Source organism: Lysinibacillus sp. BSL11, from assembly GCF_052928325.1.
In genome coordinates, this window is the sequence record NZ_JAVGCX010000008.1 from 55,319 (window position 1) to 68,714 (window position 13,396).

The 13,396-nt window shown below is 39.1% G+C and carries 14 protein-coding genes; all 14 read right to left on the minus strand.

What is annotated here, in order from left to right:
* Positions 1–12: 12 nt before the first annotated feature.
* Complete coding sequence (locus RCJ95_RS11010) at positions 13–4,572, minus strand: hypothetical protein (RefSeq protein WP_446722281.1); 4,560 nt, start codon at positions 4,570–4,572, stop codon at positions 13–15.
* 13 nt (positions 4,573–4,585) lie between these two features.
* The gene (locus RCJ95_RS11015) at positions 4,586–4,807 is read right to left on the minus strand and encodes a hypothetical protein (RefSeq protein WP_446722282.1); all 222 of its coding nucleotides are present in this window, start codon (positions 4,805–4,807) and stop codon (positions 4,586–4,588) included.
* A gap of 56 nt (positions 4,808–4,863) precedes the next feature.
* A complete protein-coding gene (locus RCJ95_RS11020; RefSeq protein ID WP_446722283.1) occupies positions 4,864–5,367 on the minus strand; it encodes a tail assembly chaperone in 504 nt (167 codons plus the stop codon).
* Between the two features lie 65 nt (positions 5,368–5,432).
* Positions 5,433–6,209, minus strand: a complete 777-nt coding sequence (locus RCJ95_RS11025; RefSeq protein ID WP_446722284.1) for a phage major tail protein, TP901-1 family — start codon at positions 6,207–6,209, stop codon at positions 5,433–5,435.
* Between the two features lie 42 nt (positions 6,210–6,251).
* A complete protein-coding gene (locus tag RCJ95_RS11030; RefSeq protein WP_446722285.1) occupies positions 6,252–6,695 on the minus strand; it encodes a DUF3168 domain-containing protein in 444 nt (147 codons plus the stop codon).
* Positions 6,692–7,108: an HK97-gp10 family putative phage morphogenesis protein gene (locus RCJ95_RS11035; RefSeq protein WP_446722286.1), complete on the minus strand. Its 417-nt coding sequence runs from the start codon at positions 7,106–7,108 to the stop codon at positions 6,692–6,694. The genes RCJ95_RS11030 and RCJ95_RS11035 overlap by 4 nt, the downstream gene beginning before the upstream one ends.
* Entirely contained in the window at positions 7,108–7,440 is a 333-nt protein-coding gene (locus RCJ95_RS11040; RefSeq protein ID WP_446722287.1) for a phage head closure protein, read from the minus strand. Before RCJ95_RS11040 ends, RCJ95_RS11035 begins: the two co-directional genes overlap by 1 nt.
* Positions 7,418–7,768, minus strand: coding sequence for a hypothetical protein (locus RCJ95_RS11045; protein WP_446722288.1), 351 nt, complete (start codon positions 7,766–7,768; stop codon positions 7,418–7,420). Before RCJ95_RS11045 ends, RCJ95_RS11040 begins: the two co-directional genes overlap by 23 nt.
* 9 nt (positions 7,769–7,777) lie before the next feature.
* Positions 7,778–8,005, minus strand: a complete 228-nt coding sequence (locus RCJ95_RS11050; RefSeq protein ID WP_446722289.1) for a hypothetical protein — start codon at positions 8,003–8,005, stop codon at positions 7,778–7,780.
* Between the two features lie 46 nt (positions 8,006–8,051).
* Positions 8,052–9,101, minus strand: coding sequence for a major capsid protein (locus RCJ95_RS11055; protein WP_407135786.1), 1,050 nt, complete (start codon positions 9,099–9,101; stop codon positions 8,052–8,054).
* Between the two features lie 20 nt (positions 9,102–9,121).
* Positions 9,122–9,481 carry a hypothetical protein gene (locus RCJ95_RS11060; RefSeq protein WP_446722290.1) on the minus strand — a complete coding sequence of 120 codons (360 nt, stop codon included), beginning with the start codon at positions 9,479–9,481 and terminating at the stop codon, positions 9,122–9,124.
* A gap of 15 nt (positions 9,482–9,496) precedes the next feature.
* The gene (locus RCJ95_RS11065; protein ID WP_446722291.1) at positions 9,497–10,120 is read right to left on the minus strand and encodes a DUF4355 domain-containing protein; all 624 of its coding nucleotides are present in this window, start codon (positions 10,118–10,120) and stop codon (positions 9,497–9,499) included.
* A gap of 773 nt (positions 10,121–10,893) precedes the next feature.
* Complete coding sequence (locus RCJ95_RS11070) at positions 10,894–11,913, minus strand: phage head morphogenesis protein (RefSeq protein WP_446722292.1); 1,020 nt, start codon at positions 11,911–11,913, stop codon at positions 10,894–10,896.
* Complete coding sequence (locus RCJ95_RS11075) at positions 11,910–13,391, minus strand: phage portal protein (protein ID WP_446722293.1); 1,482 nt, start codon at positions 13,389–13,391, stop codon at positions 11,910–11,912. Before RCJ95_RS11075 ends, RCJ95_RS11070 begins: the two co-directional genes overlap by 4 nt.
* Positions 13,392–13,396 lie beyond the last annotated feature (5 nt).

Genomic DNA, 13,396 nt, shown 5'->3' on the forward strand with positions numbered 1-13,396 from the left:
TGACTACACCCCTTAACCTAGAATTGTTCTTCTTGATGAAACCCTGTTACTTTGGTTTCTATCAACATATTCACTGATCGCGTCACCGTCTAATTCCACAACAAAATCCAGTTTGCTAATTAATGCAGCAATTTGTTTTAAAACTCCGATTTGATCTTGGCTTGATGTTAATTCGTAGCTGTTTAATAAGTGTGAATCCATACCACCATTAAGAGCTGTTGACAGTCCAATTGATGCTGCTGAAATATCAGTCTGCATTATATCTGTTAGGCTTCTTACAGTGTTTTCTAACATGCCTTTTGTGCTTGCTAGGCCTTGAATAATGCCCTGTCCAGAAAATACTCCTGATTTTTCGAGGACCCTTGATGGCGATTTGATTTGTAAGGCTTTACGTATCGTTTTGTCGATCGTATTTGCTATCTCATTGGCTTGTGCTTGTAAAGCTGGTACTTGGCTAGCTAGTCCATTACGTAAGCCTTCAATAGCATTGATACCAATCTCTTTCATGCTGCTGATCATTGGATTAAATTCATTTTTTGTACCTTCGCGAATTTGTTTAATTTGTTCAACCCATTCAGTTTGGTATTGCTCTAGCTTAGATTTTGTTTCTGTTTGTAGCTTTTCAATTTGATCTGCCATGTCTTTACGTTGACCTGTTAACTCAAATTGAGCACGTTCTCTAGCAATCTGCGTTTTTTCTTTCCAAAGTTTTTCGTACTCATTCAATTCTCCAAGACTTAGCTGATTTAATGCCGCGATTTCAGCCTGGGCACTCGGACCGATTGCTTGTAGCTCTGCAATCAAGCCTTGGTCTACACCCTTCGCTGCAAGCATTTGAAGATCGTTTGCCCAATCACGCATTGCATCTACTTGACCGCGTAGGTTTTCTATTAGCTTAGAACCAAATACATCTGTTTTACGCTCAAATTCATCAAAGATACTGATAGCATTAGCAATCTCTTTAGCGCGAGCATCCTCGGCATCCTGATAAGCTTTTTTGAGCTCCTTGATACCATCAATTTCAGCCTGTTGTACATCTTTAATTTTGCTAATGTATTCCTCGTTTAACGTCATTAATCGGTCGTGGATGGCTTGCTTTGTCTCAGCGATTTTATCCTCGTAGTAGATACGTTCCTCACTACCAACCTTGTAAGCTTTAACATACTTTTCATAAGCAGCAAGCTCTTGCGTCAATGACATTAAGTTGTATTTCTTACGACGGTCAACGTAGTCCTTCTCTTTGTTGAATTGCTCCGTTGTTAACTCGGCCATCGATTTGTTGTACTCGATTTGGGCTTTGATTCGTTCCTCTGTGCCTTCTTTGAACAAACTAGTCGCATACCGCCAGTAAGCAGCTTGTTCCTTAGTAGACCACTTTTCCAACCCTACTTGATGTTCAGCGTATTCTTTCAATTTATCGTACTGCTCTTTTGCAGACTTGGAACGAATAGCATCAATCTTTTTGGCCTTTTCTTTTTCGATTTTTTTTAGTGCTGATTTTTCATCATCATGCAATTTCAGGATTTGGCGTTGTTGAGCAGCTGTTAGCTTTTTCTTTTTGTCATTCGCTTTTGCATTGATTTCAGCTATCTTGTTATTCGATTTCTTAGTGGCCTCTGCTTTTTTCTTCGCATACTCTGCTTCAACTGCCTTGATTTCCTTTTCGATTTCGTTGGTTTTCGAAGCAAGGATTTTCTTCGCACTATCCATCATACTCGTTGTTGCTTGTACTGTTTGCTGGAAGTTCGGAATTGCTGCTTTGGACATAGCTTCGGCAGATTTCTTAATATAGTCCATATTATTGTAAATACCTGTTGCAACACCCGCTGGTATCCACTTTGCAACTTTGGCCATTTCCCTTGATGGTGAATGAATGCCAAGCTTTTTACGTAGCCAAGCTGGCAATAGTTCTGCAAGTTCCGCAACTTTTGCTTTTACTTTACCAAACCAGTTGTTAATTCCTTTCACTAAACCAGCTACAATGTATTCGCCAATTTTCACTAGACTAATATTTTCTAAAAATGATTTAGCCGCATTCCAACCATTAATAACAGCAGTTTTGACATTACCCATCGCTGTTGAAACAATATTTTTAAAGCCATTCCAAATACTTGTAATCGTAGACTTAATACCATTAAGAATAGACGTAATTGAATTCTTTATTCCATTCCAAATGCTTTTAACGACATTAGCTATGGCATTTAAAACACTTGAAATTACGCTCTTAATACCATTCCAAACAGCACGTACAAGACCTGAAATACTTGAAAATAAATTATCTAGGAAGGATGCAATGCTTTGCCATACACTTGTAAAAACTGTTTTGATACCGTTTAAAACCGATGTAAAGAATGACTTAATACCATTCCAAATCGATGTAATGGTAGTTTTGATTCCATTAAACGTGGATGTGACAATGCTTTTTATAGCATTTAATGTATTAGTGAAGATTCCTTTTATCGCAGTCCAAATTCCCTGTAAAAACGTCTTTGCAGTAGAACCGAATGCCTTTAATGGACCAAGTAATTTACCTATAAAGTAAAGGTTAACAATACCCCAAACTGCTTGTAATGCCCCACCTAAAATTTGTTTAATGCCATCCCAAACGCCTTGCCAGTCGCCTTTAAATAAAGCGCTGAACGTTTTAATGATGCCTAAAATAATATTAATCGCACCTTGGATAACGTTTTTTATAGCCTCCCAAGTTGATACGATTAAAGCTTTAACGACCGGCCAAATAAACTGCATGATCGCTCCAATGGCTGACATAACGGTTGTAACTACGGTCCCAATAGCATTCCATATAGTAGATGCTGTTGATTTTATGCTTTCTTGGTTTTCATTCCAGAACGTAGTTATCTGTGTCCATACTGACATCACTAAATCTTTGATCGCTGTTACAGCAATAGAAATACCTGTTTTAATAGCTGCCCAGACTGTTTGCACTTGCGCTCGAAACTTTTCATTCGTTTTATATAAACGTACTAGTATAGCGATGAAACCTGTAATAGCTAAAATTACTAAACCTACTGGACTAATGATAGGACCTACCAAAGATTTTCCAAAGCTTTTAGCAAAAGCCAAAACTTTAGGTCCCAGTGCTGCCATGGTTCCGCTAAAATTAGTAAACAACCCACTAACAGCCTTTAATGCTTTTCCAACTCCGCCTGTTATAGCAGGCCCTAATCCTTTGAAAAGTTCCCTAAATGCAATTATATTAGGGACAATTGCTAGCAACACACCACCAATTGAAATAAAACTAGCTAAAAGTACACCGATAACTCGGTTGCCTTCCATCCCTTCATTTATGAACTCTAAGATGTTATTTACGATGTTCATTAGTCCAGCACCAACAGGAGCCATACCAATACCTAAATTCACTAATAGGTTTGTTAGATTGCCAATTAGTTGAAGAACACTAGGTGCTGTCTGTTGAACATAGGCCAAGAATGTTTGGAATCCTTGGTTTTGGGATAAACTTGCTGACCACTCTTTAAATCGAGCCATCATCGATACAAGTCCATCCATCATGCCTGATGATGATCCAGAAAATGCACTGAAGAAATAAACAATACCTGCGGTTGCATCTCTAAATATCGCCCGAATCTTTGGCATGTTCGTGTTCACATAATCCATAAAGGATTGGAACTTAGAGCTTCCCGAAAGACCATTTGACCATTCTGCAAAACGTGCTGTCATTTCCTCGAAGCCTTTAGCTGTCGAGGCTGTTAACGGTGCAAATGCTGTTAACATCGAGAATACACCTTTAAGTAAATTGCCCATTGAACGAGTCACTGTTTTCAGCATTGGTGCACCTGTAGTGTTTAAATAATCCAAGAATTTTTGAATTGGTGGTGTACCAATGGCTGTGTTAAGTTGTGTCATCAAGCTAGATACTGCTTGAGCACTGGATATAAACAATGGTCTTAACTTTGCAAGTAATGTATTTGTTGCCTGCATTGCACTTGTAAATGCATTTAACACTGGTTTCTCAGTTTCTTTCACAAGTGACTGATAGGTTGATTTCATGCTGTCAAAAGAGGCTTTAGCATTCTTTTGAGCTGCATTTAACTGTGCGTTTTCATCAAACAACTTCTTGATTGTTGGAATCGCTACAGCTGCAAACGCTCCAGCGGCTACCCCTGCACTTACAAACGCCCCTGCTAAAGCAAAAGTGGAACCAGCTAATGTACCGATCATTGGACCAAGATTAGCAATAGCTACTCCTACGTTAGCTAGTAGTGGTGCAATCATCGGTAGAACGGCAATTATTGAACCCTGTAACGTGTGCTGCATCAGCTCGCCAAAGGCACGAATATCTGTCGCAATACGTTGTATTTTTCTTTGGAAGTTTTCTATTCGCGCCTCAATTTTGACAACTACCTTATCTCGTACAAGCGCTGCTATACGAGCTCGAATCTCAGCCATTCGTCTGTTGAATTCGGATATATCTGCACCAATTTCTACACGTACATCATTTGCCGAAGTGCGAATGGCCTCGCGAACTTGCCTCATACGTGCCATAAACTGCGTTATCCGAGCTCCTATTTGAGCAGTGAAGTTTCCGTTCATAGCATTCTCCCTTCTATGGCTTCCAGTCTTTTAATGCTGCCATTGCTTTTGCATGTTTCCGTTTCTTAACTTCTGGATCTACTTCTTTTTGATTTATCGATTTTCTTACTTTATCCGCATCAAACAGGTCACTCTTCGGATTAATGCGTGACTTATTAGTTGCTACACGGTTAAACATGGCTGCATCTGCTAATGTTTGATAATGATCAATGCGAGCATCTTGAGCCCCTTCCAAAAATGCTCTAAACTCACTAGGACGCCAAGATAGAATTAACTCTGGATCATAGACCCTTAAATATCTTGCTGCGTCTCGATAGATTTGTCGGATTTCACTAACGCGATCTGTTTGTTCCCTAATAATTCGGCTCTCGCTGATTTCAGCATTTCGATTCCAACTGCTGCTTGTTCTTTTTCTTCCTCGGATGCTACTGATTCGAATAGCTCTAAGTTCTCCCAGAATGTCTTGACAGCTTTTTTGAAAAAACCCGATTCATCAATTTCTCTGAAAGCTTCTTGGAATAATGGTTCTACATCTCCATCTTCTTCGATGCGCTTTTCTAGAGCTGCTTCAATTTCTGCTTTGCTAGGCTGTTTAGATAAATGAGCAAGACCGCACATCCAAAATGCACGTAAAGCATCTAAATCAAATTGCAATAAGCCTTGATAGATCTGATTAAATCCACCTGGTCGGTTTCCATGAGCATCTAAATCATTAAATTCTTTATCCGCCTTATTTTTAAAAGCAAAAGTAAATTTTGCTGTAAGAGTGTTTTCACCAATTAATAGTTGAGCCATTTATAATCATCCTTTTCTGTTTGTTTTCAATAAAAAAGAGAGCTGATTAGCCCTCTCTCATTCGTTTATAGAGTTACTGTCACTGCTGTAGTCGCTGTAAATCCACCATCGACTGTCGTTGCTGTAATCGTAGTTAAACCTTCTCCAACGCCTGTTACAACGCCTTGTGCATTTACAGTAGCAATTGCTTCATTGCTTGATGTAAATGTCACTGATTTATTTGTGGCATTCACTGGCACTACATTAGCGACGATGTTGCCAGTGGCACCTTCGGCAAAAGTTAGCGTTGTCGGATTCACCGATAAACCTGTTACTGCAACAGGAGTTGTTGTTTCTTCACCATTAAACTCCCCAGTTTTTTCGCCAGGAGCCTCGAAATCATAATCACCGAAGTTCAGTACATCATCTGGTAATGGATTTAATTCACCTTGTTTAGATGTATTAAGAACCTGTAGAGTTGCTGAAATTTCTAAGAACCCATCTGTAGGCGCTGATTTTTCAAGTGATTCTACGTATGTGTAAGCAAACAACGAATTGTGCTTACCATTCTTGTTTAAGTGTTTTTCAACTTCCCAAATTTTAAGTTGTGTTCCTTTCACAATTGAGTCAAGAACAGCAGCTTGTCCTGGATCATCTGTATTGCCATAAAACGTAACATCCAAGGATTCTGATAATTGTCCTGGACCTAAGATACGGCCGAATTTTGTTTGTTCATCCGTTAACTCTCGTTCATAAGAATGTGTATGTTCAGTTTGATCTCCAATCAAAAAACCATCAGCAGCCAATACGTTGTTAGTAGGTTGCACTAACAATAGACTGTCTTTACCGTTTAAACGTGCCATTTAGCTTTTCCCTCCTAAAATAAAAACAGCCCCATAGGACTGTTAAATGTTTTGTATTATATATTGCATTGTTAAAATGCCATGCTTTACACCCGGCATATTATCGTCTATCACTCTTGATTCACGTCTTTCGGCCCTTAAGACTGTCGCATTCGGAATAATATAATTACGTGTAATTAGAGCTCTCTGACAGGCAGATAACATCTCATAAGTAATACGTTTGCCACTATAATCATCATTATCCTTCCACCACGTATGAATGGTGAACGTGATGATTTCGATATTATTTGTTTTAGTGTCATTCGGTGATGAATACGGCTCTGATATTGTCACATAAGGATATGGGGTGTTTTCGTCTACTGCATCATAAACACCTAAATCCCATTCATCTTTTCTAGTGATGGCCGTTAGTACTTCACAAGCAGTGAGCTTTTGAAAAATAGCTTTCTGTAATTCAAAGTAAGGCAAGGCATAATAATTCGTCATAAGCCTAATCGCCTCATTTCTGTTTCAAAATAATCCCTTCCAGCATCAACAGCAGGACCCCAAAATGGTTGAGCACTCATACCTTCAGTGGTTACATAACGCCCTAGCTTTGTACTGAAATAAGTCCAAGGTGTTCTACGACCATTTCCATTTTGAGCATAGATACCAGTACCGTACTCGACATATATGGCATAATGAACGCCAACCGTAACAACAGCGTTATATTTTCCGAGCATCTTCATCTCAATTGAGTCTCGCAAGCTACCATCATCAACAGGAGCTAGAGCCTTGGCCTGCGTTTGTATAAGTCGCGCTGTCTCATAAACAATGTCTGATATCTTATCCAAAAGACCTTCTTCAAATCTACGTGCTGCCCTTAGCAACACGCGTCCTCCGAATGTAATCCTAGCCATTATTCCGTCACCAACTTTAATGCCACGCGCATGATTTCGTGTTGACCACCTTGGTCCTCGGCTCTACCAGCAAAAGCATATATTTCACCTTCATAGCGAAGCCGCATGCTAGAAGTCAAATCGGTTCTGTAAGGATAATACATATATCTTTGTAACGGATTACCTAACTGTTGAGCATAATACTGCTCTTTACTAGATGGTGTATCCACAAATGCACCGAAGTCATAAACTGGATGCCAATCTGTTTTAAAGCCCCCAGCGCCATCAGATATACGCTTTTTCTCCACCACTTCAACTGTATGAGGGAATTCATCGAACGGGCTGAAATACATGGAATTTCGCCTTTCTGCATGCATCATAAGGCTTTAGTAAATCTGTTAAAGCACTAGGTAATGTCCCGAAGTCGAAAGTATAAGAAACGCTTCCCATTGATCTCCCTTTTAAAGCACCGTTCCCAGTGAAAAAGTTAGTGGCTTTTGCTAGGAAAATCTTTAAAGCACTTGGCAAAGTGGTAGGCGTAAACTTTTGGCACAGTTGATCGTTAAGCATATCGAGCACTAATGGCAACATGACTTTGTAAAATTCATCATTCGTTGAAGATTTGTCACCACAAATAACTTTGTAATACTTTATTTCTTCATCTGTAGGTGTCCAAGTCATCAGGATCACCTACTCTGCATTTTCTGATTGAGCAGTTTGTTTGGTTTGACGCTTCGGTTTGGCTTCTTCCATAGCCACTTCATTTACTTCCTGTTTCGCTTCTTCAAAGCTTGCTACAAGTTCTTTCGTCTGTAGTTCTTCGAATAAATCTTCAGAAACATTTTCAGCAACTTCTCCAACCTTTAGATGTTTACCGTTTACCTTTGCATTTTTGGCTAATGTAACGTTGTAAGGCATAATATTTCCCTCCTTAAAATAAAAAGAGATAGCTCTTTGCTATCCCTTAAATAGTTGCTACTTTTGCGATAAATACTTTATCTGCTTGTTCAAATGATGGTAATGCTATTTGAGAAACAATTGTTTGAACGTTTACCGGATGCACAATCTTGTTCGTTGTTACAGCAACCCCAGTATTGACGATTGAAACATCGGCATCTGTAACGCCCGTCATTAGATCGCTTTCCTCTGGTGTTGTTCCGTACATTGTCTTACCAAGCGCACCAGGAGGTAGTAATGTTACAACGCCATCTGGGAAGTAAGACTTTGTAATGCCGTGCTCGTCTACAAACATATCGTCGTAAATAGCAAACTGCATATTTGTTTTACGAGATAAATAGTTTAATACATCTTCATCGGTTAAGATGATGTTTTGAGCACCTAGTGGGTTCATGTCCTTTTTAATAGAATCATGATTTGCAATTAATGCAAACGTAGCACTCGTTAAGATAGCTCGAGTTGGTTCTGTACCAGTACGCTTTCGTACAGCTTTCTTCCAAGCCAAAATATCTTGTACTGGCGTAGAAGTAGCTTGGTCCCATGTATCAGTACCAGTCAATGTTTCGAATTGATCTGCTGCAAGTTTGTAATCATACGTATGATATGCACCTTCTGATGCGATTTGGATTTTACCCTCTGATAATAATTGCATACGCATACGTTCTGTTGTCGCTTCTGCACCATCTACAAGTGTTTTCATGTCATCAAAAACAAATTTAATGACTGCATCAGCCATTTTCGTTTGTCCACCTTGTAAAAGTGTGTTGATTTGCTGACGTTCTTTTTCTTTAACTATCATTCTTTCACGGAAGAATGGCATTTCAGTCTGAATAGCAGAAACACCAATGCGATCACGGACAGGGGCTTGTGCATCAAATGCAGATGACTTTAAAGCTACTGGCAATCCAGCGCGCCCTTTTAAATACGATAAATCTAGTCCTAATTGTTTGTCAGCTGGGAATAAAGCTGCGCCCAACGCTGGCTTCTTGTTTAAATTTGTTGTAACGATAAAATCAGCAATGTTACCAGCTGTCACTAAATCATAAATTGTTGGCATACTCTTTCACTCTCCTAATCTTATTTCATGAATGTAATTTGTTTTAAAGCACCAATTGCCTCAGCAGATGGCTGTACTGGAAGTTTTGCTAAATCAACAAAACCATGAATCACGACTGCCCCAACTGCCGGTCCATAAGTAACGTCAACATCATATCGACTTACACCCTCTGCTGTGGCATCGTTAGCAGCTTTCGCTTTCACCGAACGATCAGCAAGCATGCCTCCACCAACAATCGTTCCAGCAGGAACAATCTTCTTACCATCAGTATTCGCTGTAATTCCTGTATCATCAAATGTTGCTGTCATTGAGACATGATGGTCAGGGTACTTCAAAATCTCTTTACCACTTGCATAATCTGTAACTACAAATTTCCCCATTATCACTCACTCCTGTTATTTAAAATAATGTCCTTGTGCTTCCTCTGCCTGCTGCGTTACTTCAGTACCTTGAGCTAACTTTGAACCATAAGAAGGTTCATTTCCTCCTGTATGACTGCCACCACCAGGATTGCGAGCAGAACCTTTCATACGCTCTTCCACACTTACTTGGACAAAGGCATCGAAGTCTGTTTTAAACTCGTCTAAAAACGTATTTGTAGCCGTTTCATCAGCTGCTAAAAACTTGTCAGCGTACTTAGTAGCAAATTTCGCATCATAACCTTTTTCAGTCATGTACTTGATTGCACTTTCACGCAATGCAGCTCGCTGTTCTTTCTGTTCGTTTTGCTGTAGTTTTTCTTCAAGTTCACGAATACGTTTTTGTTCTGGTGTTTCTTGAGGATTTCGTTTTGACACTTCCTCATCAATTAATCCTTGTAGGTGGTTAGACTTCCAAGTTTCTAAAGCTGTATTGTGGTGTTTATCCTTCTCGGAATCTAGCTCGCTCTTAATTGCTGCGTTCGCTGTTGCTGCCGTTAATACGTCACCCTTCTCCAACGATTTGAAAATATGCTGAACGAAAGCCGACTTGTCACCAGCCTCAACGAGTGTTTTTAATTCATCAAAATTGACTTGCATGTGTTTTCCTCCTGTCCTTCGCACGCTTAAACCCACGAAACACTTAGTCATTTGTTCTTTATAGCGTCTACAAATGCTTTAAAAAGACATATTTTCAACATCGTGTTTTAAGATGTTTTGAAAAATGGATTCTTGAAGGTTTCCGCTGTTTCTTTATCCACTTGTAAGAAGTGACTTAGATTTGCATCATTAAATGATGCGACCAAAACGTCTTTGTTGTAGAAATCCACAAAATTATTGTGCTTACAAACATCAGTTACATCTTCTACAGAAATACTTACATTAGTTTTAAGACATACAAGGTAATACACTGTGTACTTCACCTCCTTTTAGACAAAATAAAAAGCCGTATGACTACGACTAAAATTACTCCAAATTTCATCTAGACTTACATTATTTAGTTAACTATCATAAAAATGAGGTGATACTTTGTCAGGCATTTTTAAATACACAAAATATATTCTTATGTTTATTTCTGCAATTCAGTTAACAAGGTTTAGTCCAGAATATTTAGAACCAATACTTCTTTATGAGTATCTAGTATTGATAGCGTTTTGTTTTTTTCTTGGCATACTGGAAGATTTTTTAAAGCCAAGTAAAAAAACAAATATTTTAGTGCGTGTAGCCATTATCATTTGTTCTCTTGTGTTATTAATTACATCAGTCTCTCTCAAATCCACTACTACAATTATTTTTTCAATATTGATGTTTATTGCTATCAGTTTCTCAGTTTATTTAGAGATTAGGCAAAAGGATTAAATCACCTTTTGCTTTTACCCCTCTCCACTGAATTGTTTTCTCCATTCTTCATAACTCATGAATGGAACTGTTACACTCGGCGGTTTAACCTGTTTATACGCTTTGTTAAAAGCTTGCCTGTAAGTTAGTCCTTGATCAGACATATAAGCATCAATACGAGCAGCTAATTTCTTTTGGTAGGTATCATCCATGTAATCCCTACCTCGTCTGTACTCTGGTAACTTGCCATCAACCATATATATCGTATGGCAACGACACTGTATATCCATCGAAGCAATGCCCCAAAGACGTGGTGCTTTTGATTTCCACTTGCCATAGTGATAGTAACCATCTTTATCAGCTTTCTGACCGTCTAACTTTCTATGCGACTTCCTCACTCTGGTATCAAGCGAGGACATCCATACCTTTGTTAATTTTGCTGTTTTGCTCGCCTGTTCCTCAATAGCTAGGTCAACTTGCGACCTTACTCGACCACCTTCTGTTCTGGCAACAAGAATAGTCTTTTTCCTTGTCCATCCCATTGCGTTCTCGATTCGAATTGCCATGTCTGTGTAGCTTTCACCAGCCTGTAGGCTTTGAGCTATCTCGATGTTCAAACGCCTAATAATTTCGTTCCTATGAGCTTCAAATATCTTCGGAAGTGTTAAAAATTCAACAGGATTTGTTAACGCTGCTTGAATCACCTCAACAGATGGTATTTTAAAGCCCATTTCTTCGCCTGTAGACTGTTGTAAGAGGTAAGCCATCAATAAGTATCTCTCAATGTAAAGACGCTCCTGTGAAGCTTGTATAAGCTTAATAATCTCTTTGTAATCAGCGTTCAACTGTTGAGCTATCAACTTCATTTCTTGATTAAAGCGATTGTACTTGTTAACGTCAGTCCAGGTAGCTTGGCCGTTCTTCCCAAATTTCTTATGCATCTCAAGCATTTGTGCAAGTATCGTCTTTAAACGTCGCGCAAAAACAACCTCAATGTCTCTCTCGGCTTTAGCTTCTAAATCATCTAAGATACGATTGATTTCCTGTTGATTCACGAGTCATCATCTTCTTTTGGATCATTATCGTCATCCTCATTAAGAGGGCCAAGATCATTACCGTATATTTTTAAATCTTCCTGCATTGCTTCACGTTCTGCAGCTACATCATCTACAAACGGCAATAACGATAAGCGAGTATCCTCACTTACAAAACCTTTCAATGCTTGTGATGTTTGAGCAGCTTCCAGTAGGTTCTTAGGAAGATTTCTCTTAAACTCAAACCATATCTTAAGGTAATCTTCTGGCTGACAGTAACCAAGTCTAGCCCATCCACTACACAAAACTTTGAATTGATACTGAAGCGTTGTGCGATTCTTTTGCTCTCCCGTGCCTGCCTTATGTTCTAAAGCCATAGTTTTCATCAGAATGGCAATGCCAGATAGATTAGAAGCAAACTCCTCGCTTGTGAAATCTACGCTCTTACCAATACGCATGATGTTCTTTTCAAGTCGTTCTAGTAAGTGTTCAATCATGTTGTCGTTGACATTCTTTGTTAAGAATGAAACCTTCGCATCAGGACCCCAAATTTCCAATGCCCCTGACTTCTGCATCTGTTGTATCTCTTCTGGTTGTAGTCCAATGTTATGAAGGATTAACAATGCCAAACGCATTGATTCTACTTCACTACTAGCATCTGATAATGCTCGGTCATACGCATCAATCAAGTTCATGATACGCATAGCTGCACCCTGCATTTCATCATTGTTCTCCATACCAAACAACGGATTGTACATAAAGCCGTGCTCTTGATAGCCTGTTAACTCAAATGTGCCGTTAAGATTATCGAAGTACCAAATAGTGTCGGCATCGTAAAACTCTACCTTGGTGACGTTTTGCTTGTTAGCTTGCTGATCTAAAACGAATGTGTCATAGTAACGCATGCTGTATTTTGGTTCAGCAATTGTTTCTTCGAATAAAAAAATAACCTCGTCCGTATCAACATTCATAATACGTAGGACGGGTTTGTTATTCTCTAAGGCCACATAAGCTAAACGAGCTCCATAGCCAGCTATATCGGTTTGTTTTCCTAATGATGCGTCTTTATCAGCAACAGCATTTCTAACCCTAAAGTTGTCTATTTCTGTTGCTAAGGGCTGTAATCTCGGCTCATCACGTACACCTTCGACAGTATAGTTAACAGGAATACCATACATATAACCCACTTTGGTATCTACTATGTCGGCATCAAAGGCTGTATTTACCTTGTTATTAACGAGTGCATCTAACCTACGCACCTTGTCATTCTCCAAATCAAGAGGAACAGGGTCTCTCGTTAGAATTGGCACGCCATCAGTACTAACCTCATAACGTTTCTGTAACAACTGCACATCCTGTTTAATCGACTTATGATCAGCAATTAATTTAGGAATAAGCGTTTCGTTAAAGCCAAACTGATCGATGTACTCGATGTATGGTTGAAACACTTGCATGCGTTTAGCAATGGTTTCTTTTCGATTTAGTTGATTAACATTCATTCTTA